This is a genomic window from Sulfurimonas sp. CVO, assembly GCF_009883775.1.
In the GTDB taxonomy this organism is placed as follows: Bacteria; Campylobacterota; Campylobacteria; order Campylobacterales; family Sulfurimonadaceae; genus Sulfurimonas; species Sulfurimonas xiamenensis.
On the sequence record NZ_CP033720.1, the window covers coordinates 121,346 to 145,037 of the forward strand.

Below are 23,692 nucleotides of genomic sequence, written 5' to 3' on the forward strand. Positions count from 1 at the left end.
TATATGGCAAAAATATATGCAACAGGCCGTCGTAAGGCGTCAATAGCAAAAGTATGGTTAACTCCAGGTAGTGGAAATATGACTATAAACGGTCTTTCGTTAGATGCGTGGTTAGGTGGACTAGAGGCGAAAAAACTTCGTGTTAAGCAACCTCTTGCTCTAACAAAACAAGATACTTCGGTTGATATCGTAGCTACTACTTTAGGCGGTGGTTTCGGTGGTCAAGCAGATGCACTTCGTCACGGTATCTCTCGCGCGTTAGTGAAATTTAACCCAGAGTTAAAAGCTATACTAAAACCTGAAGGTATGATGACTCGTGATTCGCGTGTTGTTGAGCGTAAGAAGCCAGGTAAGCGTAAAGCTCGTCGTTCTCGTCAGTTTTCTAAGCGTTAATCGCTGCGAAAACTTTTTTTCAGTGCATTTTGCACTGTTAAAAAAAACTACTTTCAATATCTTCATTAACAATCTACTTTATTTAAATTTGGTATAATCGCTAAAAAAAAGAGTCTTTTTGCGCTGTTTACTGTTTCTGTTTTTATCATTAAATCTTTTCGCATCAACGCTTCATTTAGCTACATCTGCCAATCCATCACGACTAAACCCCATACTAGCAACCGATTCAAGCTCTTCTGAAATTACTGGGTTTTTGTTTAATGGGCTTGTAAAGTATGATAAAGATTTATCAACAATCATAGGAGACTTGGCTGAGGAGTTCTATTTTGAAGATGAAAAAACGCTCTTTTTTAAACTCCGTAAAGGTGTAAAGTGGCATGATGGGGAGAGTTTTAGCGCAAAAGATGTTCTTTTTACATATAAAGTGCTTATCTCGCCAAAAATAAGCTCTCCCTACAGTTCAAACTTTAGGTTTGTAGAGAGTGTTGAAGCGGTAGATGAATTTACCATAAAGGTAAAATATAAAGAGCCCTACTTTAAAGCTTTAGAGACTTGGATGATGGGAATACTGCCCGAGCATAGTTTAAAAAACGAAGAGAATCTTATGAGCTCCTCTTTTAACACAAATCCCATAGGCACGGGGGCATATAAGCTTTATCAGTTAGAGCACTCTAAAAATATTATTCTTAGCGCATTTGATGATTATTTTGAGGGCAGGGCAAAGATTGATACAATCTCTTTTCATGTTATAGCCGACCCCATGACGCGTTTTTTGATGCTCAAATCATCAGCTCTTGATGTAGGAAGTATTGAACCTATGCAGTATGAAAGACAGCTGAATGATGATTTTTTTCAAAAGTTCAATATTTATGAAAACATCTCTCAATCCTACACTTATCTTGGTTTTAATCTTCGTTTAGAGAAGTTTCAAAACCCAAAGGTCAGAGAAGCGCTCTCTTTAGCCATAGACAGAGAGGAACTTGTCGATATTCTCTTTTTTGGTCATGCAAAGGTTTGCACAGGACCATTTTTGCCCGGTACTAAAGCGTTTAATAAGAGCGTTAAAGCACCAAAGCAAGATATACAGAGAGCAAAAGAACTTTTAAAAGAGGCAGGATATGATGAAAAAAATCCCTTTACTTTTGAGATAGCAACCTCAAACTCTAGTGAAATAAGACCTTACGCTGCGCAGATACTGCAACATCAGCTTAAAAAAGCGGGAGTCATTGTAACACTTCGAGTCATGGAGTGGCAGGCTTTTTTAAACATGGTGGTTTTTCCTCATAAGTTTGACAGCGTGTTGCTTGGATGGGGACTCTCCCCGACACCTGACCCTTACATGTTTTGGCATAGCGATAACGACAAGCAAGGCGGATTTAATTTAGTGGGCTACCATAATTCTAAAATGGACAAGATGATAGAGGAGTCTCAAAGCATGATTGAGAGTGAGCCTCTTTCGCAAACATGGCAGGAGATGTTTAAAATAATAACTGATGAAAATCCATACCTCTTTTTATACATTCCAAACTCAATCACGACGGTTAGCAAAGAGATTAAAAATATAGAGCCGGCTCCTAGCGGAATATGGCATAATTATATAAAATGGGAGAAATAGTTTGATAATATTATTTGATTTAGACGGCACTTTGATTGATTCAACGGATGCAATTTTAGAGTCGTTTCACCACTCTTTTGACTTTCATAAACTCTCAAGAAAAGAGGATGAAGAGATAAAAGCTCTTATAGGCTATCCGCTTGACATCATGTATGAGAATCTAGGAGTTCAAAAGAGTGTGATTGCTGAAATTATAACAACATACAAAGAGCGCTACAGAGATATTTCAACACAAAAAACAACTCTGCTGCAAAATGCCAAAGAGGCTGTAGAGTTGGCAAGCCAATTTGCTACACTGGGTATTGTAACAACAAAAACAGGACGCTATTCTCAAGTATTGATGGAACATTTTGAAATTATGCATCATTTTGATGTTCTTATCGGCAGAGAACATGTTCAAAATCCAAAACCTAATGCAGAGCCGATTATAAAAGCTTTGGAGAAATTAGATACAAAAAATAGAGAGGTATGGATGATTGGCGATACTAAACTGGATCTTTTAGCTGCAAAGAGTGCAAATGTAAATTCTATTGGTGTTTTAAGTGGTTACGATAGTAATGAAACATTAAAAAAGTTTACAAATGTTATATTTAATGATGCCTTAGAAGCTGCGCTCTATCTTCAAAAGAGGAAAAAATAACACATTTCAACCATTTCTTAAAAAAGAATAAAACATCAAGCTTTCTTTAAGAGCAACTTGTCTAAAATTAAGGAGTAAAATAGAATTATTGGTTCTTATATAAATAGAAGGAGAGTTTATGCTAGAGATTAGATGGCATAGTCGCGCTGGACAGGGTGCTGTTACAGGTGCTAAAGGTTTGGCAGATGTTATTTCTACAACGGGTAAACAAGTGCAAGCATTTGCATTTTACGGATCTGCAAAACGCGGAGCTGCAATGACAGCTTATAACCGTGTAGATGATAAGGTGATTATGAATCATGAAAAATATATGAGACCCGATTATGTTTTTGTAATTGATCCTGCATTGGCAATAACAACAGATGTTACTATTAACCACAAAGAGGGTACAAAGTACATCATTACAACACATATGAGCACGGATGAATTAAAACAAGCTCAGCCTAAGCTTCAAGATAAAGAAGTTTATACAGTTGATTGTATTACGATTGCAAACGAAACTATTGGCCGTCCAATTCCAAATACTCCAATGCTTGGAGCATTTATGAAAATCTCTGGAATGTATGATATAGAGTTCTTTAAAGAGAGTATGCAAAGAGTTCTTGGAAAACTACCGCAAAAAATAATTGATGCAAATATGCTCGCAATTCAGCGTGCGTTTGATGAAGTAAAGTAAGGGACTGGTTATGGCACAAAAAGGATGGGATGAATTTGAAATCGGGGCTATGCTCCGTACTTTTGATGGAAAAATAGATGATATTGCAGGAACGCGACAAGAAGATCGTGAATATTCACAAAGTAGTTCTTATACTGCAAGTGTTGCTGACTGGAGATTGATTAAACCGGTATTCAATAAAGATTATTGTATTGATTGTCAATTTTGTTGGATTTATTGTCCGGATGTTTCAATAATTTCTAGAGATAAAAAATTGGTTGGTGTAGATATGGATCACTGTAAAGGGTGTGGTATCTGTGTTGAGGTTTGTCCTACAAATCCAAAATCACTGTTAATGTTCCCAGAGCAGGCAGATGAAGAGTCAGAGATTGCAAACTGGCCAAAAAAAGATGAGAAGGAAGCATAATGGCATTTGATAAAATGGAATTAAGAGAAGTAGAAGTATGGGATGGTAATCATGCTGCTGCTCAAGCAATGAGACAAGCTCAAATTGATGTTGTTGCAGCTTATCCAATTACACCATCAACTCCAATTGTTGAGGGGTATGCAAAGTTTTTAGCTGATGGCTATATCGAAGGTGAATTTGTAATGGTAGAATCTGAGCATGCAGCAATGTCTGGATGTATCGGAGCTGCTGCTGCAGGCGGGCGTGTTGCTACTGCAACATCATCTCAAGGTTTTGCCTTAATGGTAGAAACTCTTTATCAGGCATCAGGGATGAGACTACCAATCGTCTTAAATGTTGTTAACCGTGCACTTGCATCTCCTCTTAATGTTAATGGTGATCACTCAGATATGTACCTTGGTCGTGACAGCGGTTGGATTCAATTTGATGCATACTCTCCTCAAGAAGCGTATGATTTAAATCTTATTGCTTTTAAAGTAGCAGAAGATCACGATATTAGACTTCCTGCAATGGTAAATCAAGATGGATTTTTAACATCGCATACTGCGCAAGGCTTAAAGCCATTGTCAGATGATGATGCTTATGCCTTTGTAGGTGAGTTTAAACCTATGAACGATATGCTTGATTTTGAACATCCTGTTACTCACGGTGTACAAACAGAAGAAGATTGGCATTTTGAGCATAAAGCGCGTCAACATAATGATTTAATGACAAAAGTTTTGCCAAAAATAAAAGAAGTTTTTGTAGATTTTGAAAAGTTAAGCGGACGCAAATATAATCTTGTTGAAAAATACAATATGGATGATGCTGATGTCTGTGTTGTTTGTATGGGTAGTTCAGTTGAAACAGCTCGTGAAGTTGCATCTGAAATGAGAGAAAATGGTATTAAAGCCGGTGTAGTAGGAATTAGAGTATTAAGACCATTCCCGTTTTTTGAAATTATTGAAGCATTAAAAGATGTAAAAGCAGTAGCTGCACTTGATCGTTCATCACCAAATGGTGCGGCGGGAACGCTTTTCAATGAAATAGCAGGAGCACTCTTTAATACAGATTCAAAAACACTTCTTTCAGGCTATATTTATGGTTTAGGTGGTCGTGACTTAACTAAAAAACATTTAGTAGATCTTTTCAATGAGCTTCAAGCTAATGTTGATGCTGGTAAAGTAACTACAAAATTACAACAATTTATCGGTGTTCGCGGACCGAAATTAGCGTACTTATAAGGAGAAAACTGTGAGTGAAATAAAAAAAATAAAAAACTTAAAAGAGTTTTCAACATCGGCTGACCGCTTTGAAGGTGCAAATCTTTTGTGTCCTGGTTGTGCACACTCGATTATTGTTCGTGAAGTATTAAATGCAACAAATGACGATTTAGTTCTCTCAGCATCTACAGGGTGTTTAGAAGTTTGTACGGCAGTTTATCCATACACTTCGTGGGATGCATCTTGGATTCATATAGGATTTGAAAACAGCTCTACTGCAGTAGCGGGTGCTGAAACTATGTATAAGGTACTTAAGAAAAAAGGTCGTTTAAAACAGCCGGAACGCAATCCTAAATTTGTCTCTTTTGCAGGGGATGGTGCATCTTATGATATTGGTTTTCAGTGGATATCAGGATGTATGGAGCGTGGTCATAATATGATGCATATCGTTTTAGATAATGAAGTATATGCAAATACAGGTGGTCAAAGATCATCATCTACTCCAATAGGCTCTTCCGCTACAACATCACCAGCTGGTCGTATTAGTTATGGAGAAAAAAGAAATAAAAAAGATATTGTTTCAATTATGGCTGCACACGGTATTCCATATGCAGCTCAAGTTGCTCCAAATAAATGGAAAGATATGGTGAAAAAAATTCAACATGGCTTTGCAGTAGAAGGACCTGTATTTATTAATGCAGTTTCACCATGTACAACAGAGTGGAAGTTTGATCCAAAAGACACTATGCATTTAGCTGATTTAGCAACTGACTCTTTAGTATTTCCACTATATGAAATAATTGACGGACATGAGTTAAATATTACTTATAGACCAAAAAATATTATTCCTGTCGAGGAGTATTTGGCTGCTCAGGGTCGTTTTAAACATCTTTTTAAAGATGAGTATAAATATTTGATCAAAGAGTGGCAAGATAGAGTAGATGAAAAATGGGCATACCTACAACGCCGCGAAGAAGCTCGCGTTTAAAAAAACATTCTAGTTTCAGTGCGCTTTGCACTAAACTCAGACATGGCATACCTGAGGGTACAGCTTTTGTCTGGGTTAATCACAAAATCTCCAAAAAAATTCTTTAAACTTCTTGCATAAAATGATAAAATATTAGTAACTAAAAAAAATAGGAATTTTATATGCCGTTATTAGACAGTTTTACAGTTGATCACACAATAATGCCTGCACCGGCAGTTCGTCGTGCCAAAAGTATGAAAACTCCAAAAGGTGATGCTATAACAGTATTTGATTTAAGATTTGTTAAACCAAATAAAGAGATTTTGTCACCTGAGGGTATCCATACGCTAGAGCATCTTTTTGCCGGATTTATGAGAGAGCATCTGAACTCTGAAAAGATAGAGATAATTGATATCTCTCCTATGGGCTGCAGAACAGGCTTTTATATGAGTGTTATAGGTACACCGAAAGAAACAGAGGTAGCAGAGGCATGGAAAGCTTCTATGGAGGATATATTAGAGGTGAAAGAACAAAAAGATATTCCGGAGTTAAATAAATATCAGTGCGGGACATATAAAATGCATTCGCTAGAAGATGCTAAAAATATAGCTTCAACAGTTTTAAAGCGTGGAATAGGCGTAATGAACAATGATGAGCTAGCACTTGATTTGTCGAAAGTTAATTAAAAAATGTATATTTTAATCCCAGTGGAGAGCGAAAATATACAAGAAGCATCCTTAACTAAGATAAATGAGGTAAAAGTTTGGGTACAGGTTCTTTTGGATGAGGGAAAAATTCAAGAGATAAATTTTAATGAAAACAGAGATGAATTTGAAAAATTTAGCGAAGTTTTAATTATAATGGATGAAAATGAGTATGTTTGGCCATTTATAGAGCTTGGTATGATGGTTTTGGTTGCTCATACGCAAAGAAGCATTGATGATATTGTAGAAGCTTTTTTATTCAGAGAGCTTAACGAGCTTGCCTATTAGAGAACTTTTTGATTATTAGATATAAAAGGGATTGAAATATTTGTTTTTTTGTACTCATAAACAAGATCTATGCGACCTTGTTATGTTGTACATGCAAATAAAGTTTATTGATAAGCTTTATCCATATCAAAATCTATAGGTTCAGGAACAGTTATATTTTCAAGCGAAGAGGAGTCAACTTTGTGACTATCTAAGTCATACTCATCACCTTGATAAAACTTTTGCTCTTTTGCGAACTTTTTTTCTTGTTCTAAAGCTTCTTCTAAAGCTTTATCCATTTTTTGTTCACTTTGTGTATCAATCTTTTCTTCTGCTATAAGTGAAACTGATAAAATCATAAATAAAATCAAAATATATTTCATATTAGTGTTCCTTTTCAATTTTTGTGTTTGGGTATAATAACGCAAAGAAACTTTTTTAAAAATAAACTGATATAATAATATTTATAAGTTTATATAAAATAAAGGGATTTATGAACACTTTTAATGATGAACTCCATATCATGACTAAAAGCGCCGATGGAAGCTATACAGCTTATTCTAAAGAGTATAATGAACATTATCACTCTACAAAAGACGGTGCGCTAAACGAGTCACTTTTTAAGCATGTAGAACCTGCTTTTAAATTAAAAAAAATGTTAAAGGAAGTAAACATTTTAGATATATGCTTTGGTTTGGGATTTAATACTTTGGCAACTATCTATTATTGCAAAAAAAATGCTCTTAACTTAAAACTAAATATTTTTTCACCAGAATTAGACACCTCTTTAAGAAAAGCACTTACAGATTTTACTTATCCAAAAGAGTTTAAAGTCTTCAAACATATAATCTTAGAACTGGCAAATAAGGGCTTTTATTATGATGCAGATTTGTATATAGAGGTTTTTTCAGGAGATGCAAGAGAGTATATACGAAAATTTAAACCTGAGTTTTTTGATATTGTTTATCAAGATGCATTTTCTCCAAGTTCAAATCCGCTTTTATGGACAAAAGAGTATTTTTCTGATATTACAAATATTATAAAAAAAGATGCTGTTTTAACAACTTACTCAACAGCGCTTGCAACAAGAATAGCGCTTTATGAAAATGGTTTTAATCTTTATATAAATAAAGGTGAAAATTTTAGAGATGCAACGGTTGCATCTTTAAGGGAACTCCACGATTTTATAGCTGTTGATATGAAACATAAAATTTCATGCAATCCGCATGTAAAACCTTTAAGAGATTAAGAGTTAATAATCTCTAAAAAGGCTTCTCCAAACTGCTCAAATTTTTTTTCACCGATACCGTTTACATCTAACATGCTTGATTTATTATAAGGTTTGTCAGCTGCTAAATGTTTAAGAACCTTATCTGAAAAGATGATGTAGGCGGGAACTTTGTGTTCGCTTGCCAATTCACTTCTCTTCTCTTTTAATTTTTCGAAAAGTTTTTCATCAAAATCTATTGTATCTTCTCTTTTAATCTTTTTTTCTTTAGTGCTTATAACAAGCCTTGAAGATCGTATAAATAGCTCTTTTTTGCCTTTTAAAATATCTACTGCCTCACGGGTTAGTTTTAGAGTGCTAAATTCGCCTACTGTTAAAATCTTTAATTCTAAAAGCCTCTCCAAAATAATATACCACTCTTTTTTGCTTAAATTTGTTCCGATACCGTAAACCGAGAGCTTATCTGCTTTGTTTGACAAAAGTTTTTGCTCTTTTGAACCTCTTAGTATGTCGATGATATAGTTTTTTCCAAAATTTTGCTCTGTTTTGTAAACAGCGCTAAGAATCATTTGTGCCTCTTTAGTGATATTTTTTCTCTTTTGAGTACTGTTTAGACAGTTATCGCATCTGTTAATGCACTCATCAAGAGTGTCATCAAAATACTCAGCCAGCTGCTTATGAAAACAGATTTCGCTTGTGGCATATTTATAGATAGTATCTATCTTCTGGTTTAGATGTTCTTTGTACTCACTATTTTGTATATCGCCTAAAAACCTTTTGTGCTGGGCAATATCTCCCGCGTTAAATAGCAGAAAAACTTCACAATCTTCTCCGTCTCTCCCCGCTCTGCCGATTTCTTGATAGTAATTTTCAAGTGATTTTGGAAGCGACATATGAACTACAAAACCAATATCACTCTTATCTATACCCATTCCAAAAGCAATAGTAGCAACCATAATATTTATTTTGTCATTTACAAAAATTTTAAAGTTCTGTTCTCTTACATGTGCAGGAAGCCCGGCATGATAGGGCAAAGATTTGTAGCCGCTTTTGTTAAGATATGCACTTAACTCTTCAGCTTTTTTTCTTGAGCTTACATATATAATGCCGCTCTCATCTTTGTGACGATGTAAAAAAGTTTTAAGCTGATCATACCCGTTTCCAACCCTTCTCTCTGCCGATATAAAGATATTTTTGCGAAAGATTTTACCTTTTAGATAGAGTGGATTTTCAAGTCTTAACTCTTTTAATATATCTTGTGTTACATGTTTGGTCGAGGTTGCAGTAAAAGCACAAATTGGGGTGTTTGGAAAATTGGATTTTAGATTTCCCAGCGCTCTGTAGTCATCACGAAATTCATGCCCCCATTGGGATATGCAGTGTGCCTCATCAATTACGAAGAAGTTTATATTTAAACCTTTGAGCATGGTAATGGTTGAGGGATTGTTTAATCTCTCAGGAGAGAGATATAAAAACTTTAACTCGCCTCTGTAAGCTCTTTGTATAATCTCCTCTACTGCGTCGCGGCTTTGTGCCGAGCTTATCATTTCAGCACTTATATATTGGGCTTTTAAAGCAGCTATTTGATCCTGCATTAATGCGATAAGAGGAGAGATAACGATGCTGATCCCATCTTTTAAGATTGTCGGAAGCTGGTAAACCAAAGATTTTCCGCCGCCTGTGGGAAGAATCATCAACAGATCTTGAGAGTTTAAAATAGCATCGACTCCCTCTTCTTGAAGCTCTCTAAAGCTGTTGTGCCCAAAATGGTTTTTAAGTGCCCTGTATTTCATCTAGTATAAGGCCGCTATGGAGTCAACTTCATCCCATGTAAGATTGTTTTTTTTATGAGAGACGATATGCGCAACATATCTGGCAAACATATCCGTCTCTATATTTACATGCGAGCCTTTTTTGTAATTTTTAAAGAGAGTCTCTTTCATGGTGTGCGGAATAATCGTAAGTCTAAAGCTCTCATCAAAAACATCATTTACAGTCAAGCTGACACCGTCGATAGTTATAGAGCCTTTTGGAATAATATAGGGTATAAATTTTTTATCAATCTTTATAAAAACATCAAAGGAATTACCGCTGTTTTTTATCTCTTTTATCTCACCTATTGCGTCTACATGTCCCTGAACAATATGCCCCTCAAATCTATCACCCATCATCATGGCAGGCTCTATATGAACCTCGTTTTTGTAGTTTTCCATCGCCAAAAGTTTTTGGCTCTCAGGTGAGAGTTCAACACTAAAACCATCATGCTCTACCTTTACAACAGTAAGACATGCACCATTTATGGCTATAGAGTCGCCGATCTTTGCTTTATGCTTTGCGCGAACGCTAAGCGTACTGCCGACTAGACTCTTTACATGTGCTATTTCTCGTATCAATCCTGTGAACAATATATTTTCCTTTTTATATTAAAAATACTCAAAAAACAATTTTCTCTTTTTCTTGAAGAGTTGTTATAATCTCTTTTGCTTTAATATGCCCTTTATAGGCAGCTTGACGGCAGTAATCAAGTGCTATTTCATGATTTTGTTCGCATCCAAATCCTTGATCATAAAGCATACCAAGATTGTATAGCCCCTCAGCCAAACCGCCCTCAGCCGCTTTTTTAAAGCAGATAAAACTTCTTGTTTCATTCATTGTAACACCATGTCCCTCTTTGTATAAAACGCCGAGGTTGTTAAAGGATTCGATATGTCCGCGCTTTGCACCCTCTTCATACCAAAAAGCTGCTTCTGAGTAGTTTTGTAAACATCCAAGCCCGCGCTCAAGCATAAGTGCAACCTCATACATTGCTTGAGGAACTTCTCTAACGGCTGCCTCCATATAGAGTTCATGCGCTTTAAATTGGTCATGCGCAACGCCGCCAAGACCGTTCATATATAAAAGTGCCAAATTAAAAAGTGCATAAGGCTGTTTGTTCTCAGCTGCTTTTTTATAGAGCTGCAGTGCTTTTGCATCATCTTTTTCACACCCCTGTGCATTTTGATACATGTAACCCAAAGAGGTCATTGCATCAACATCACCCTCATTTGCCAATTCCGTATAGAGTTTAAATGCGGTTTTAAAATCTTGTTCATTATACAATCTATGTGCTTTTTTTATCATCTGTTTAAACTATCTCTTATTTTTTGCTCAAATGATACTCAAAAATGATAAAATTCGCTTTAATAAATTAATTAAGTAAGAAGTGGAATTTTGTATATGAATTATGATGTAATAGTAGTCGGTGGAGGACATGCCGGAATTGAAGCTGCACTCGCATGTGCAAGAATGGGCAGTAAAACTCTGCTTATCTCCATGCTTGCCGAGAATGTCGGTGCAACAAGTTGTAATCCGGCAATAGGAGGTTTGGCAAAAGGGCACTTGGTTCGTGAGATAGATGCTCTCGGCGGTGAAATGGCTCTTATTACAGATGAAGCAGGGATACAGTTTCGCATACTAAACCAGACAAAGGGTCCTGCTGTTCGCGGAAGTCGTGCGCAGATTGATATGGACAGATACCGCGTTATTGCCAGAAATAAAATTTTAACTACTTCAAATCTTGACTTAGTTCAAGAGATGGCAGAAGAGCTTATCGTTGAAAACGAAACTGTATGCGGTGTTAAAACAAACCTGTTAAATGAGTATACTGCCAAAAAAGTTATAGTTACTAGCGGAACTTTTTTGCGAGGCATTATACATGTAGGAGAGATAAAGCAAGAGGGAGGACGATTTGGCGAGCAGAGCAGCGTCTCTCTTAGCCATTCTTTAAAAGCGTGTGGACTTGAGATGGGGAGGCTTAAAACGGGTACATGCGCAAGAGTTGACGCTTCTTCTATAGATTTTTCTGTAATGGAAAAACAAGACGGCGATGAAAATCCAAGTCCATTTAGTTTTAGAACAAATCGAGATAAGTTTAGAAAAACTAAAAAACAGATTCCATGCTATATCGCTTATACCAATGAAGATACACACAATATTATAGAGAGCAATTTTTACCGTGCACCTCTTTTTACAGGACAAATTGAGGGAACTGGACCGCGTTACTGCCCGAGCATTGAAGATAAAATCAACCGTTTTCGAGACAAAGAGAGGCATCATCTTTTTATTGAGCCACAAACCATGGAAAATACTGAATGTTATATAAACGGTATGAGTACATCTCTTCCGCCGGAAGTGCAACAGCAGATGATTCACTCTGTTCATGGAATGGAGAATGCAAAGATTGTTCGTTATGGATATGCAATTGAGTATGATTTTGTAGATCCTAGAGAACTTAAACATTCGCTAGAGACTAAAAAAATCAAAGGATTATATCTTGCAGGACAGATAAACGGAACTACAGGGTATGAAGAAGCAGCAGCTCAGGGGCTTATGGCAGGAATAAATGCAACGCTTAGCCTGCAAGACAAAGAGCCTTTGATTTTGCGCCGCGATGAAGCTTATATAGGTGTTTTAATAGATGATTTGGTTACAAAAGGAACAAAAGAGCCATATAGAATGTTTACTTCACGCGCAGAGTACAGACTGCTTCTGCGTGAAGAGTCCGCCGATACCAGACTTAGCCGTTATGGGCATGCTCTTGGACTCATTGATGATAAAATTTATGCTAGAGTAAAAGTAAAAGAAGAGCAGATACAAGAGGGCTTAAGGCTTTTGAATGAGACCGTTTTTACTCCAAACAAAGAGTTTATAAAATTTTTGGAATCAATGGGTGAAGAGAAGATAAAAGACAGCATAACAGCGCAGCAACTGGTTGCAAGAAAAAGCTTTGATGTTGCAAAGATGGTAAAAATAGTTCCTGAACTCGATAAGTATGACCCTTATATAAAAGAGGAGATTTTTGTTGAGGGAAAATATTCCAGATATGTAGAAAAGCAGAGCCAAGAGATAGAAAAGATGAAAAAATATCTAAAAGTTGAAATTCCGCAAGATTTTGATTTTAAATCAATCAGCGGTTTAAGCAGAGAGATAGTTGAAAAGTTAGAATCTTTTAATCCACCTACTCTTCAGGCAGCGTCACAAATCAGCGGTATAACCCCCGCTGCAATAGAGATTTTGCATATATTTATAAAAATTGAGCAAAAAAAGATAAATTATAAAGAGATATTATGAAAATATACTATTATGTACATACAGGACATCGAACAGGTTTAGATAGATTTAGGAGAGCATGTACGATAATTCGTTCGCTAAAAGATGTTGATATTATACTTCTTTGCTCTGATTTTCGTATTGCAAATGAGGCAAAACATTTCGGAATCGACAACAGTGTGGGGATCGATGTTATTAGAAATATTCCGCAAATTGCCAAACATGGTGATAAAATGATTTTTGATTCTGATGAAGCAAATCCGATTATGTTGGATGATATGAGAAAATTCTTTTCAACTTTTATCCGCATTAGTGATGATATAAATGATCAAAAAGAGGAGGGAGAATTTTTAATCTCTCCCTATTTAAATGGAAGCGGTATCTGTAATGCGGTTGCAGTAGATGATAAATATTTTCAACAAGTGAAAAAAAGTATTAAATTGTCCTATTTTTTTGGTGATGATGATTATGAGAAGGATTTGGAAAAAAATTTATCATTTGTCAAAGATTTAAATCCGAATTTATTGCTAGGTTTTTACTATTTCTTAGATTATGAAGATTTTTTAAAGGATACATTTAAAAATCATTATGAGTTTGAAGAGTATGACGATGTTATTCAAAAATCAGAAATTCTTATCACCGCATCTCCTCAGGCTGCTTTAGAGAGCCTTGCATCCGGCTCAAAGCCTATATATGTGCAAAGAGAGGACTATAATAGCAATTTTTTAGAACTCTTTAAAAGACTGAATATACCAATTATAAAAAATTATGATAAAACTAAACTTATAAAAATAATCAATTCGATAGAAGAGAACAACTATTTCAAAATGGAACAAAATTGCGAAAAAATAGCAATTTTTATAAAAGAAAACTTAAATTTATGATTAATTAAAACTAATTTAGTATATAATCAGCATTTTAAATTACTACAGGAAAGAGAGCAAACATGCATAACAGTAGCCGTAGAGGTTTTATGGGTAAAGCATTTGGCGCCGTTGCAGGCGTTGGTGCCGTGGGTTCGTTAGTTGCGATGAAAAAATCTTGGGATCCGCTTCCAAGTGTCAAAGCTGCTGGATTCACTACTCTTGATATGTCAATATATAAAGAGGGTGAACTAGTAACAGAAAAATGGAGAGGAAAACCAATTTTTGTTTTGAAAAAAACAGCAGAAATGGTTGCTAAACAAACAGAAAATCAAAAAGCTAGAGATATCGTTGTAAACGGTGAACATTATATGGTAGCTATTGGTTTATGTACTCACTTAGGTTGTATACCGGGCTATAATCCGGATGAGCAATCATTTTTATGTGCATGCCATGGTGGTATGTTTGATTTTGCTGGTGATGTTACTAAAGCACCGCCACCGCGTGGTTTTGACATTCCTCCATTTAAAATTGAAGGAAGCAAGATGATTCTTGGTGAAGTTGGTCCTGAGTACGAAGCTATGAAAAATAGCGGCGTAACTTTATAAGGAAAGGGGAGAAAATATGGCACATTTTACAAAAGCGACAAGTGTTAAGGATTGGTTGAACCAACGCCTAGCAATTGAAAAAGTCGAAAAAGTTATGGCATCCGAGTATTGGATTCCAAAAAATATTAACTTTTTATGGGCAATGGGTATGGTTCTTGCAATAACTTTTGCACTACTACTAGTTTCAGGAATTTTCCTTTTAATGTACTATCAACCACATGTTGATTTAGCGTTTGACAGCGTTAACTACACTATCATGAGAGAAGTTGATTTTGGATGGTTATGGAGACATATTCACGGTGTTGCTGCATCGGTTGTTTTCTTGATTATCTACATCCACATGTTTACGGGTATCTACTACGGCTCGTATAAAAAAGGTCGTGAGATGATCTGGATCTCTGGTATGCTTCTATTTGTCACATTTTCTGCTGAAGCGTTTAGCGGATATATGCTTCCATGGGGACAAATGAGTTACTGGGCTGGTATGGTTATTACAAATATTTTTAGTCTTGGTGATTTACATTTAGATGGTTTAGTTGAGTGGATTCGTGGGGATTATGTTCCTGCTCAAGCATTCTTGACTCGTTTCTTTATGCTTCATGTACTACTTCTTCCATTGGCAATTATAGGACTTATCGGTCTTCACTTTGCTGCTCTTCGTATTCCGCATGTTAATAATCAAGACGGTGAAGAGATTGATTTTGATGCAGAATCTAAAAAATATTTAGATGGTGACAAAGCTGGTTCAAAAGTTATTCGTTTTGCTAATGACTTTATGAGTAAAGATTTAATGGTTGTAGGTATATTTTTAATATTCTTCTTCTATCTTGTATTTTACAACTACAGTTTCGCACTTGATCCTGTAAACTTTGACCCTGCAGATATGTTAAAAACTCCTGCGCACATTTATCCAGAGTGGTATTTCTTATGGTCTTATGAGATTTTACGCCCATTCTCTGTAAATATCGGTCTAGTAGCTTTTGGTTTTGCACAGGTTATTTTTGTACTATTGCCATTCTTAGATAGAAGTCCAAATGCTGTTCCAGCAAGTCGTCGTGGAGCATTTAATATTTGGTTCTGGGTACTATTAATTGATATGATTGTATTGACAGCTATGGGTAAATTGCCTCCTGAAGGTATATTTAGCACAATTGGTTTAGTTGCTGCACTACTGTTTATTGCATTGTGGTTAGTATTACCAGTTATAACTAAATTTGAAAAAAAAGTATAAGGAGAATAGGATGAAAAATAAAGAACCTTTAATATTGGTTGTTGTTGTTGCTTTTACTCTCCTAACTTACTGGTTAGTTGAGCCATATGCACACTCTCAAATGCATAAACATGTAGAGAGTGAAAATTTTGCGTATGCAGATTTACCGGCTCTTTCAAAGAGTGGTGATGTTGCAAACGGTAAAGATTTAGTTACTGGAGCCGGTGGTTGTACTGGTTGTCACTCTATAGAAAAAGAGGGTCTGCCTGCTGCTATGGATGCACTTACTGCTGCACAAAGTTATGGTGTTAATCCACCGGATTTAGGCGAAGCAGGTGTTGTTTATAATGAAAAATTCTTAGCAGATTTAATCAAAAATCCTGCTCATGCTTTAAAAGTTGAGCATAAATTTGATGCTTCTAAAGGTCAAATGCATCCAATGGTTCCTTTTTATGGTGCTGGTGGAGATATTGATCAAGAAGTTGCAGATATGGTTGCATATTTAAAATCTATTGCTGTAAGCCAAGATGAGTTAACTCCTAAAATGGCATATGACAATGCTTGTGGTAGATGTCATGCTATGAGATATGAGAATTGGACACAACTTGGAAACAAGCCTGAATTTAAATTTGAGAAAGAGTCTTTAGCGTACGATATTCAAGTATTAGAGTACCAAGAAGCATTGACAAAATATATGGGTAAACTGCCTCCTGATTTATCAATGTACTTTCGTTCTCGTAGTGAGCACTTCTTGAGTACTTTTATCGAAAATCCTCAAGCGCACCTAAAAGGTACTGCAATGCCTAGAGTTGGTGTAACTGAAGAAGCAGCTCATAAAGTTCTTGAGCATCTTGCAGATTCTGCTGATACAAAAAGACATGAAAGAGAATCAGTTGGAGCAAATGTAATGATTTATATCGTTATTTTCGCTATCTTCGCTCTTTTATGGAAAAAACAAGTTTGGAAAGATTTACACTAAATCTTCCATCCCCTCTTAGCCTTTTTGGCTAAGAGTACATTTCAAAAACAACTTCACATAATTTTCATTTTATATATCTTTTACAAAAATATAAATTTTCTTATAATTAATTACTACTATATGTTTTAAATGCAAAGTAGATTTTACAATATTTCAAGCTGTTTATAAAAACTATGTTTACATATATCTATGTTAGTATAATAGATAAAAAAAGGATTGTTTTAAGATTTTATAGGTAAGTTAGCAGGAGAATTTATATTTAGTATTGAAAAAAATATTGTGGTTTATCTATTATAGAGTTACTGCTAAGCAATACAGATAAATTTTTTTATGGAACTTTAAGATTTTACAGCGACAACGATAGTTCCGCAAATCAAATCATGCAGCGCTTTTTTGTCTTTTCTGTAAAACGGTAAAAAAAGTCCTAAAACTGTCGTTGCTGTGAATAAAAAAGCGACAAATCTAAATAGTGCTTTTATAAAAGTTATATTTTCTCCGTTTGTACTGTTTAGAACTTTTATCTCATAAGCTTTTTTTCCGGGTGTTTGAGCAAATTTACTTAGTAAAAATGCGTAGATAACTCCATAAAGAGCTACACCGATAAAAGGTGCCATTTGAGAAGACTGAAAATTATCTTTGCCATCCATAAAAACATAAGTAATTATATAGAGTATAGGGGCATATATCATAAACATATCTGTAATAAATGCTTTTACTCTATAGCTGTAAGGCGCATAAACAAACTTTTTCGACTCTTTGATTTGTACAGGTTTTTTGTTTTTTTTAAGTTCTCTAAATCTCATAATGAAATTATAACAGATTAAAAGAGTAATTTAAATTTTAATTGTTATAAAAAAGTTCTTAAATTGTATAATTAAATGCAATAAGTAAACAAATTGATAATAAAGTCACTAATTTAAACTTAATTTAAAAATCACCGCTGTAGAATATGCAAAGTTCTATAATATATCACATTATAAGAAGTGATAATAAAGTACCTTCGATATTGGTATTTTGTTATCACTTCTATATGGGTGGTAGATAGAAAAAAACAGGAGAAAAAATGAAAAAAATGGTAAAAATGTCATTAGTGGCAGCGTCACTAGTAGCAACAGCAGCAATGGCTGCAGATAGTGGGATAGATATTCAAACATCAGGTCAAGCGGTAGTTTATTATAATACTGCAGCGACTAATGGTACTGCTGATCAGGATCTTTTTGGTGCAAATGCAGGGGACAACACTAGAGCAAACTTCGGTATTCAGTTAAACTTAAATGCTGATCTTAAAAATGATTTTACATTTGGTTCAACTATTAACTACTTAGGAACTTTGGGACTAGAAAAAAATCTTGTAACAAATACAATGCAAGATACTGGAACTGAATTAGATGATAATAATATAGCTGATGATATCTATCTAAGTCAGTTATATATCGCTAAAAAAGTTGGCAATACGACTGTAAAACTTGGTCGTCAAGAGCTTCCTCAATCACTCTCTCCATTAGCATATTCAGAGGGTTGGAATGTATTTAAAAACACATTTGATGCTGCTTTAGTGGTAAACACTGATATTCCGGATACTACTTTGGTTGGTGCTTATGTTTCAGCAACAAACGGCAATGGTTTTGGAAATGATATGGCATCTTTTGATGATTTAAGAGTAAATAGAAGTTCAGTTTATACTGGCACTGAAACTGGTGTCGCTGTAGCAGGCGAAGCATATATGCTAACTGCGCAAAACAAATCGATTCCTATGGCTACAGTTACAGCTACATACTATACTCTGAATGATATAATGGTAGCTACAAACGAGGGTGCCGACGCTCTTTGGGGTGATATAGCTATAGCTGATAAGGAGTTGCCAGTAACAATCGGCTTGCAAGGTGGATCTATTATGCCAGAAGCTAGTGCTTTAGAAGATACAACTGCATTTGGTGCAAAAGTTGGTATGAAGCCTGTTGATGCGCTTTCTGTTTGTTTGGCATTTTCAACAGTTGATGATGGAACAGCACAAATTAGAAATCTTGGCGGTGTAAAATCTCCACTTTATACACAAATGATCGGAAACCAAGATGCGATTGTATGGGACAACAGCACATATATGTTAAAAGCTGCATACAATACTGGCGCATATGGTACAGTAATAGCGCAAGGTACATTCTCTGATGACGGTAGTGCCGCTAAAAGAGACTTAACAGATATGGAACTTGTATATAAAGCTAAAGTTAGCGGATTTGATCTAATGGCTGCATATATCTATCAGTCATGGAGCGAAAAAGATGCAAATGAAGTTGATCAACAAGATGTAGTTCGTGTAGTTGCTCGCTACAACTTCTAAAAGATATTTTTAAATATCTTCTTCCTTCCCAAGCATCTGCTTGGGAATTTATAAATCTTCAAAATTATAAAAAATCCGCTAAAATAAAAACACTTTATGCTATAATCAATCCTTAAATTTTATAAAAAAGAGTATTGATGAAAAAGATTAAAACACTGTTTATCGTAACGCTGTTGCTCTTTATCTCCGGGTGTGCAGATAAAGTTCCTTTTAAAGCACAAGAGCCGCTTGAAAATGCGTCACTGGTTTATATCTATATGCCAAACCAAAGTGAAGCTGTTGAGAGCTACTCATATCAGGACTACGATATAAGAATAAATGACAAAAGAGTTGAACAAAAGATTAAAAGCGGTGAGTATGTTGCATTTCACTTAAAACCAAATCCTATTACTCTCTCTGTTGTAAGAGCCCAAATAGAGGAGCAGATAGTAGAACTTAACCTAAAAGCCGGAGAAGTTCACTACCTTAGAGTAAGAGACAATCTAGAAAACGGGAGATTTGCATTTGAGAAGGTAGCAAATGAAATTGGCATAAAAGAGATAGCAAAAACAGGTCTTGCTGGCTCTGTAATGGAAGATGTTGACAGTGCTATAAACGATCTTATAGAAGTTGTCGGATCTGAAAAAGAAAAAGCACAAACACTCCAGGCTCCATCTCAAGTATCTGTTTCCAAAACAGATGAGCTGGAAAAAGCATATAAGCTAAAAGAGCAGGGAATTATTACAGAAGAAGAGTTTAAAACACTAAAAACTCAAATTATTACAAAGTAGTTTTAAGGCGTATATGAGAATATTTATCAGTTAAGTAAAATTTTTTTAACTTTTCTGATGAGTGTCAAACCTTATTTTAGCTCGAAAAGATATAATACAGCTATATTTTAAATTCCCAGTTTGCCTGAGAAAAATGAGGATAAATAATGCTAATAGATAGCTATGATAGAGTAGTTGACTATCTTCGCATCTCTGTAACAGAGAGATGTAACTTTAGATGTCAGTACTGTATGCCCGAAAAGCCTTTTTCATGGGTTCCAAAAGAGAATCTTCTCTCATTTGAAGAGCTCTTTTTATTTGTAAAAGTTGCAATTGACGAAGGTATTAAAAAGATTCGCATTACTGGCGGAGAGCCGCTTTTACGAGAAGATTTGGATAAATTTATAAAGATGATTTATGATTATGATCCTACTATAGATTTGGCAATGACATCAAATGCTTATTTGCTTAAATCAACGGCCCAGAGATTAAGAGATGCCGGTTTAAAACGAATTAATGTCAGTATAGACAGCTTAAAACCTGAAGTTGCGCAAAAAATTGCGCAAAAAGATGTTTTAGCGGATGTTTTGGCAGGAGTGGAAGAGGCCAGAGCGGTTGGACTTAAAGTAAAAGTAAATATGGTTCCTATGAAAAATATGAATGCAGATGAGATTGTAGATGTGCTAGAGTACTGTAAAGAGCGCGATATGACGATAAGGTTTATAGAGTATATGGAGAACCAATATGCTTCTAAAGAGATAAGCGGACTTAAATCAGATGAACTTTTAGCAATTTTAAGAGAGCACTATGAGTTCGAAGATGAAGGTTTTGATGGTGCATCTCCTTCACGCTATTACCGCATGAAAGATGGATATCGATTTGGAATCATTGAGCCTTATGGGGATGATTTTTGTAAGCAGTGCAATCGTATTCGCCTAACCGCAGAGGGCAATCTTATACCATGTCTCTATTTCGATGAAGCCATGAGTATATCAAAGTCCATAAAAGAGGGTGATATTGCAGCAGCAGCAGAAGTTTTAAGAGATGTTGTGAAAAACAAACCGGAGAAAAATCGTTGGGGCGGTGAAGATAGCGAATCTTCATCCCGTGCTTTTTATGAAACGGGTGGTTGATGATATATCTAGTCGAACATTTTTACAGTATCCAGGGCGAGGGTAGATACAGCGGTTCTCCGTCAATCTTTTTTCGCTTTGGCGGATGTAATATGAAATGCGAAGGTTTTAACTGTCAAGAGATAGCTCCTGATGGTACAAAGGTTTTAGGATGTGATACGGTTTATGCCGTAAATAAAGAGCATTTTTCTCAAAATTGGGTAGAAATAAAAAGTTCAAAAGAGCTTCTTAATATTTTAAATATTTATGATTTGCCTAGAAGTGTAGATATTGTTTTAACAGGCGGAGAACCGCTTATATATGCAAATGAAAAGGTTTTTGTAGAGTTTTTGGAAGCTTTGCATAAAAAAGGTCATAGAATCACTTTTGAGACAAATGCTTCTTTGCGCGTAGATTTTGAAAAATTTCCCATATATAAAAAGTGTATATTCGCTTTATCTGTAAAGTTGTCAAATTCAAATGAATCTTTTAGCAAAAGAGTTCGAGGAGATATTATAAACTCTATTGCCTCAAATGCCAAAGAGGCTTTTTTTAAGTTTTCCATAGATGCGGAATCTATAACTCTAGGCTTGGAAGAGGAGATATCAGAGATAATTCTGCACTCTCCGGCGACTCAGGTTTATTGTATGCCTCTTGGAGGGAACAAAGAGGAAGTGGAGACCAATACAGAGCCTCTTATAGAGTTTTGCAAATCAAAAGGGTACAATTTTAGCGACAGACTTCATATAAGAATATGGGATCAGAACAAAGGGGTTTAGGAGTGCTAAAAAATGATAATTAGAAAGCTTTTTAAATTTGAGAATGCTCATATTGTTAGAGGCTGTTCCAGTTCGAAGTGTAGAAGCTCTCTGCATGGCCACTCTTATAAAGTTGAGCTTTTGTTTGCATCCAATTTTTTAGATAATGGTCAAATGGTTTATGATTTTGGTTTGATGAAGCAAAACATGAAAGATCTTATTGAGAGTTTTGACCATAGTATAGCAATCTGGAGAGATGACAACAAAGAGTACATAGATGCTATGAAAAAAAACTCTGCAAGATGGGTTCTTCTTCCTGTTTCTCCATCTGCTGAACAGTTCAGCCGTGTTATTTTTGTAATGATAGATAAGCTCTTAGAGTTAACTACAACCATAAACGGGGAGAGAGAAGTAAAGCTTCACAGTGTTATTGTTCATGAAACAGATACGGGATATGCACAAGCTTTTAGAGAGGATGCTTACTCTCTAAATATGGGTTTAATAAATCTCGAAGAGTTTGCTTTTAGTGAAGAAGTCCAAAAAAATTGGAGAGATTCAAACCTTTTAGATAAGATAAAAAAGAGAGAAAGGTTTATAAATCCCAAGAGTGTTTAAAATACCAAAAAAGTACCTTAAACAGGGATGGTTTTCAAAAGATTTACTCTTTTGTAGTATTTATTAAATCGTTTATTTCTTTAGAGTTAAAACTAAATCTTGTAGGAATTATTTTAACTTTAGCATCTTTTTTTAAAATTTCACAATCATTCTCTACAATTATATATGCGTTTGAAGCTGCCAGCGGGGATATCATACCGGGAGCAAATTTTTTATGCGGTATAAATTTTATGCCATCAAAATATCCGGGAATAAGAGATCTTCTTCCTGGTTTTAAAGTGTAGTCATCTGCCATTTTTGTTTCTATTGTATTTATATACTTTGCTTTATCGCCGCTTAATGCCAAAATAATGCTTTGCCCAAAAAGTTCAAAATTGAGTGCGGCTGCCAGAGGATTTCCCGGAAGATTTAAAATTAAAGTATCTTTTATGCGTCCAAAAGTTGTTGGTTTGCCTGGTTTAATGTCAATTTTATCAAAAAATATTTCATAACCGAATGCACCAAAAGCCTCTTTTGTAAAGTCTGCATCACCTACGCTAACACCTCCTGAAGTGATGATAAGGTCGCTCTCAAGAGCACTTTTTATATGTTCTTGTATATCTTTTAAAGAGTCTTGAGATGTTCCGATAAAGTCAACTTCACATCCGAGTTCTTTGACTCTTGAAAAAAATGTTGGAGTATTTGTGTTGTAGAGCTGATAGGATGTAACATTCTCAAAATGCATTTTAAGCTCATTCCCCGAAGCAAATATAGCTACTTTTGGTTTTTTGTAAACTTTAGTGTGACTTATGCCCTGTGAAGCTAAGAGTGTAATATGATGCGCTTGAAGTCTTTGTCCTCTCTTTAACAGAGTAGTTGCGCTTTTGATATCTTCACCACATAAACGGATATGTCTAAATGGTTTTAATTTTTTGGGAAGTTTTATTTTATCCTGTGAAATTACTGCATCTTCAATTGGAACAATTGTTTCACACCCTTTTGGAACCCTTGCCCCCGTCATTATTTTGATAGCAAATCCGCTTTTTAACTCCTCTTTTGAATCATCACCCGCAAAAATTGTATGATTTACTTTTACCTCTTTGCCTGCATCTTCAACTTTAACAGCATAACCGTCCATAGCTGAATTATCATAAGGCGGAAGATTGTGCGATGCAATAATATCTTCTGCCAAAACATATCCTAAAACTTGCTCAATTGGTAATATCTTGATTGATTTTGCCGTAGTATTTTTATAAATATATTCAAATGCTTCTTCTATTGTAACTGCCATGTCT

The 23,692-nt window shown here is 35.3% G+C and carries 26 protein-coding genes; 20 read left to right on the plus strand and 6 right to left on the minus strand.

The genetic code is table 11. From position 1 onward, the window contains the following. Positions 1 to 3: 3 nt before the first annotated feature. The 9 genes from rpsI (at position 4) to CVO_RS00655 (ending at position 6,891) form a co-directional block, all read left to right on the plus strand. Positions 4 to 393: a 30S ribosomal protein S9 gene (rpsI, locus tag CVO_RS00615; RefSeq protein ID WP_152300094.1), complete on the plus strand. Its 390-nt coding sequence runs from the start codon at positions 4 to 6 to the stop codon at positions 391 to 393. Positions 394 to 511: 118 nt separating this feature from the next. Continuing rightward, the gene (locus CVO_RS00620) at positions 512 to 2,008 is read left to right on the plus strand and encodes a peptide-binding protein (RefSeq protein ID WP_159569409.1); all 1,497 of its coding nucleotides are present in this window, start codon (positions 512 to 514) and stop codon (positions 2,006 to 2,008) included. A 1-nt stretch (position 2,009) separates the two neighbouring features. Then, the gene (locus CVO_RS00625) at positions 2,010 to 2,648 is read left to right on the plus strand and encodes an HAD family hydrolase (protein WP_152300092.1); all 639 of its coding nucleotides are present in this window, start codon (positions 2,010 to 2,012) and stop codon (positions 2,646 to 2,648) included. A 118-nt stretch (positions 2,649 to 2,766) separates the two neighbouring features. Continuing rightward, positions 2,767 to 3,324 (plus strand): pyruvate flavodoxin oxidoreductase subunit gamma, encoded by a 558-nt coding sequence (locus CVO_RS00630; RefSeq protein ID WP_152300091.1) that lies wholly within the window; start codon positions 2,767 to 2,769, stop codon positions 3,322 to 3,324. A 10-nt stretch (positions 3,325 to 3,334) separates the two neighbouring features. Beyond that, positions 3,335 to 3,730, plus strand: a complete 396-nt coding sequence (locus CVO_RS00635) for a 4Fe-4S dicluster-binding protein (RefSeq protein WP_152300090.1) — start codon at positions 3,335 to 3,337, stop codon at positions 3,728 to 3,730. Further along, complete coding sequence (locus CVO_RS00640; RefSeq protein WP_152300089.1) at positions 3,730 to 4,953, plus strand: 2-oxoacid:ferredoxin oxidoreductase subunit alpha; 1,224 nt, start codon at positions 3,730 to 3,732, stop codon at positions 4,951 to 4,953. Before CVO_RS00635 ends, CVO_RS00640 begins: the two co-directional genes overlap by 1 nt. A gap of 10 nt (positions 4,954 to 4,963) precedes the next feature. Continuing rightward, positions 4,964 to 5,920 (plus strand): thiamine pyrophosphate-dependent enzyme, encoded by a 957-nt coding sequence (locus CVO_RS00645; RefSeq protein WP_159569411.1) that lies wholly within the window; start codon positions 4,964 to 4,966, stop codon positions 5,918 to 5,920. Positions 5,921 to 6,081: 161 nt separating this feature from the next. Further along, on the plus strand, positions 6,082 to 6,585 hold the full coding sequence (gene luxS / locus CVO_RS00650; RefSeq protein WP_159569412.1) for an S-ribosylhomocysteine lyase: 504 nt from the start codon (positions 6,082 to 6,084) through the stop codon (positions 6,583 to 6,585). A 3-nt stretch (positions 6,586 to 6,588) separates the two neighbouring features. Next, positions 6,589 to 6,891, plus strand: coding sequence for a hypothetical protein (locus tag CVO_RS00655; RefSeq protein ID WP_152300086.1), 303 nt, complete (start codon positions 6,589 to 6,591; stop codon positions 6,889 to 6,891). Positions 6,892 to 6,995: 104 nt separating this feature from the next. Here the strand turns inward: CVO_RS00655 and CVO_RS00660 are convergent, their stop codons facing one another. Next, on the minus strand, positions 6,996 to 7,253 hold the full coding sequence (locus CVO_RS00660) for a hypothetical protein (protein WP_152300085.1): 258 nt from the start codon (positions 7,251 to 7,253) through the stop codon (positions 6,996 to 6,998). A 110-nt stretch (positions 7,254 to 7,363) separates the two neighbouring features. On the opposite strand from CVO_RS00660, the gene CVO_RS00665 reads away from it, so the two are divergent. Further along, a complete protein-coding gene (locus tag CVO_RS00665; protein WP_159569414.1) occupies positions 7,364 to 8,119 on the plus strand; it encodes a tRNA (5-methylaminomethyl-2-thiouridine)(34)-methyltransferase MnmD in 756 nt (251 codons plus the stop codon). On the opposite strand, the gene recQ is transcribed toward CVO_RS00665, so the two are convergent. The 3 genes from recQ to CVO_RS00680 are packed head-to-tail and all read right to left on the minus strand — an operon-like array spanning position 8,116 to position 11,218. Beyond that, the gene (recQ, locus tag CVO_RS00670; RefSeq protein ID WP_159569416.1) at positions 8,116 to 9,891 is read right to left on the minus strand and encodes a DNA helicase RecQ; all 1,776 of its coding nucleotides are present in this window, start codon (positions 9,889 to 9,891) and stop codon (positions 8,116 to 8,118) included. The two genes, CVO_RS00665 and recQ, sit on opposite strands and share 4 nt — an antisense overlap. Beyond that, positions 9,892 to 10,503, minus strand: coding sequence for a riboflavin synthase (gene ribE, locus CVO_RS00675; protein ID WP_152300082.1), 612 nt, complete (start codon positions 10,501 to 10,503; stop codon positions 9,892 to 9,894). It abuts the gene before it with no gap. Positions 10,504 to 10,531: 28 nt separating this feature from the next. After that, positions 10,532 to 11,218: a tetratricopeptide repeat protein gene (locus CVO_RS00680; protein ID WP_159569419.1), complete on the minus strand. Its 687-nt coding sequence runs from the start codon at positions 11,216 to 11,218 to the stop codon at positions 10,532 to 10,534. A 96-nt stretch (positions 11,219 to 11,314) separates the two neighbouring features. Between CVO_RS00680 and mnmG the strand changes: the two genes are divergently transcribed. The 5 genes from mnmG to CVO_RS00705 all read left to right on the plus strand — a co-directional run bounded on the left by mnmG (position 11,315) and on the right by CVO_RS00705 (position 16,846). Beyond that, on the plus strand, positions 11,315 to 13,207 hold the full coding sequence (gene mnmG, locus CVO_RS00685) for a tRNA uridine-5-carboxymethylaminomethyl(34) synthesis enzyme MnmG (RefSeq protein WP_159569421.1): 1,893 nt from the start codon (positions 11,315 to 11,317) through the stop codon (positions 13,205 to 13,207). Further along, the gene (locus CVO_RS00690) at positions 13,204 to 14,070 is read left to right on the plus strand and encodes a hypothetical protein (RefSeq protein WP_152300079.1); all 867 of its coding nucleotides are present in this window, start codon (positions 13,204 to 13,206) and stop codon (positions 14,068 to 14,070) included. The genes mnmG and CVO_RS00690 overlap by 4 nt, the downstream gene beginning before the upstream one ends. A 62-nt stretch (positions 14,071 to 14,132) precedes the next feature. Further along, entirely contained in the window at positions 14,133 to 14,657 is a 525-nt protein-coding gene (petA, locus tag CVO_RS00695; RefSeq protein ID WP_241690978.1) for a ubiquinol-cytochrome c reductase iron-sulfur subunit, read from the plus strand. Between the two features lie 16 nt (positions 14,658 to 14,673). Further along, positions 14,674 to 15,888, plus strand: coding sequence for a cytochrome b (locus CVO_RS00700; protein ID WP_152300078.1), 1,215 nt, complete (start codon positions 14,674 to 14,676; stop codon positions 15,886 to 15,888). 10 nt (positions 15,889 to 15,898) lie between these two features. After that, positions 15,899 to 16,846 carry a c-type cytochrome gene (locus CVO_RS00705; RefSeq protein WP_152300077.1) on the plus strand — a complete coding sequence of 316 codons (948 nt, stop codon included), beginning with the start codon at positions 15,899 to 15,901 and terminating at the stop codon, positions 16,844 to 16,846. A 338-nt stretch (positions 16,847 to 17,184) separates the two neighbouring features. On the opposite strand, the gene CVO_RS00710 is transcribed toward CVO_RS00705, so the two are convergent. After that, a complete protein-coding gene (locus tag CVO_RS00710; RefSeq protein WP_159569423.1) occupies positions 17,185 to 17,649 on the minus strand; it encodes an RDD family protein in 465 nt (154 codons plus the stop codon). A 260-nt stretch (positions 17,650 to 17,909) separates the two neighbouring features. Between CVO_RS00710 and CVO_RS00715 the strand changes: the two genes are divergently transcribed. From CVO_RS00715 to CVO_RS00735, 5 genes are all read left to right on the plus strand, one after another. After that, positions 17,910 to 19,184 carry a hypothetical protein gene (locus CVO_RS00715; RefSeq protein WP_159569425.1) on the plus strand — a complete coding sequence of 425 codons (1,275 nt, stop codon included), beginning with the start codon at positions 17,910 to 17,912 and terminating at the stop codon, positions 19,182 to 19,184. Positions 19,185 to 19,321: 137 nt separating this feature from the next. Next, a complete protein-coding gene (locus tag CVO_RS00720) occupies positions 19,322 to 19,954 on the plus strand; it encodes a hypothetical protein (RefSeq protein WP_159569427.1) in 633 nt (210 codons plus the stop codon). A gap of 146 nt (positions 19,955 to 20,100) precedes the next feature. Next, complete coding sequence (gene moaA / locus CVO_RS00725) at positions 20,101 to 21,066, plus strand: GTP 3',8-cyclase MoaA (protein ID WP_152300073.1); 966 nt, start codon at positions 20,101 to 20,103, stop codon at positions 21,064 to 21,066. Continuing rightward, on the plus strand, positions 21,066 to 21,824 hold the full coding sequence (locus CVO_RS00730; RefSeq protein ID WP_152300072.1) for a 7-carboxy-7-deazaguanine synthase QueE: 759 nt from the start codon (positions 21,066 to 21,068) through the stop codon (positions 21,822 to 21,824). The genes moaA and CVO_RS00730 overlap by 1 nt, the downstream gene beginning before the upstream one ends. A gap of 12 nt (positions 21,825 to 21,836) precedes the next feature. Further along, positions 21,837 to 22,418, plus strand: a complete 582-nt coding sequence (locus CVO_RS00735; RefSeq protein ID WP_152300071.1) for a 6-pyruvoyl trahydropterin synthase family protein — start codon at positions 21,837 to 21,839, stop codon at positions 22,416 to 22,418. A gap of 43 nt (positions 22,419 to 22,461) precedes the next feature. On the opposite strand, the gene CVO_RS00740 is transcribed toward CVO_RS00735, so the two are convergent. Further along, positions 22,462 to 23,688: a molybdopterin molybdotransferase MoeA gene (locus CVO_RS00740; protein ID WP_159569429.1), complete on the minus strand. Its 1,227-nt coding sequence runs from the start codon at positions 23,686 to 23,688 to the stop codon at positions 22,462 to 22,464. Positions 23,689 to 23,692 lie beyond the last annotated feature (4 nt).

What these genes read in the sequence shown, in the direction of transcription:
- CVO_RS00630 (WP_152300091.1), top strand. Translation starts at nt 2,767, where the DNA reads ATGCTAGAGATTAGATGGCATAGTCGCGCTGGACAGGGTGCTGTTACA.
- CVO_RS00680 (WP_159569419.1), bottom strand. Translation starts at nt 11,218, where the DNA reads ATGATAAAAAAAGCACATAGATTGTATAATGAACAAGATTTTAAAACC.
- mnmG (WP_159569421.1), top strand. Translation starts at nt 11,315, where the DNA reads ATGAATTATGATGTAATAGTAGTCGGTGGAGGACATGCCGGAATTGAA.
- CVO_RS00665 (WP_159569414.1), top strand. Translation starts at nt 7,364, where the DNA reads ATGAACACTTTTAATGATGAACTCCATATCATGACTAAAAGCGCCGAT.
- luxS (WP_159569412.1), top strand. Translation starts at nt 6,082, where the DNA reads ATGCCGTTATTAGACAGTTTTACAGTTGATCACACAATAATGCCTGCA.
- CVO_RS00635 (WP_152300090.1), top strand. Translation starts at nt 3,335, where the DNA reads ATGGCACAAAAAGGATGGGATGAATTTGAAATCGGGGCTATGCTCCGT.
- recQ (WP_159569416.1), bottom strand. Translation starts at nt 9,891, where the DNA reads ATGAAATACAGGGCACTTAAAAACCATTTTGGGCACAACAGCTTTAGA.
- CVO_RS00730 (WP_152300072.1), top strand. Translation starts at nt 21,066, where the DNA reads ATGATATATCTAGTCGAACATTTTTACAGTATCCAGGGCGAGGGTAGA.
- CVO_RS00660 (WP_152300085.1), bottom strand. Translation starts at nt 7,253, where the DNA reads ATGAAATATATTTTGATTTTATTTATGATTTTATCAGTTTCACTTATA.
- CVO_RS00705 (WP_152300077.1), top strand. Translation starts at nt 15,899, where the DNA reads ATGAAAAATAAAGAACCTTTAATATTGGTTGTTGTTGTTGCTTTTACT.
- CVO_RS00710 (WP_159569423.1), bottom strand. Translation starts at nt 17,649, where the DNA reads ATGAGATTTAGAGAACTTAAAAAAAACAAAAAACCTGTACAAATCAAA.
- moaA (WP_152300073.1), top strand. Translation starts at nt 20,101, where the DNA reads ATGCTAATAGATAGCTATGATAGAGTAGTTGACTATCTTCGCATCTCT.
- CVO_RS00735 (WP_152300071.1), top strand. Translation starts at nt 21,837, where the DNA reads ATGATAATTAGAAAGCTTTTTAAATTTGAGAATGCTCATATTGTTAGA.
- CVO_RS00740 (WP_159569429.1), bottom strand. Translation starts at nt 23,688, where the DNA reads ATGGCAGTTACAATAGAAGAAGCATTTGAATATATTTATAAAAATACT.
- CVO_RS00640 (WP_152300089.1), top strand. Translation starts at nt 3,730, where the DNA reads ATGGCATTTGATAAAATGGAATTAAGAGAAGTAGAAGTATGGGATGGT.
- CVO_RS00690 (WP_152300079.1), top strand. Translation starts at nt 13,204, where the DNA reads ATGAAAATATACTATTATGTACATACAGGACATCGAACAGGTTTAGAT.
- CVO_RS00715 (WP_159569425.1), top strand. Translation starts at nt 17,910, where the DNA reads ATGAAAAAAATGGTAAAAATGTCATTAGTGGCAGCGTCACTAGTAGCA.
- CVO_RS00720 (WP_159569427.1), top strand. Translation starts at nt 19,322, where the DNA reads ATGAAAAAGATTAAAACACTGTTTATCGTAACGCTGTTGCTCTTTATC.
- rpsI (WP_152300094.1), top strand. Translation starts at nt 4, where the DNA reads ATGGCAAAAATATATGCAACAGGCCGTCGTAAGGCGTCAATAGCAAAA.
- CVO_RS00655 (WP_152300086.1), top strand. Translation starts at nt 6,589, where the DNA reads ATGTATATTTTAATCCCAGTGGAGAGCGAAAATATACAAGAAGCATCC.
- petA (WP_241690978.1), top strand. Translation starts at nt 14,133, where the DNA reads ATGCATAACAGTAGCCGTAGAGGTTTTATGGGTAAAGCATTTGGCGCC.
- CVO_RS00700 (WP_152300078.1), top strand. Translation starts at nt 14,674, where the DNA reads ATGGCACATTTTACAAAAGCGACAAGTGTTAAGGATTGGTTGAACCAA.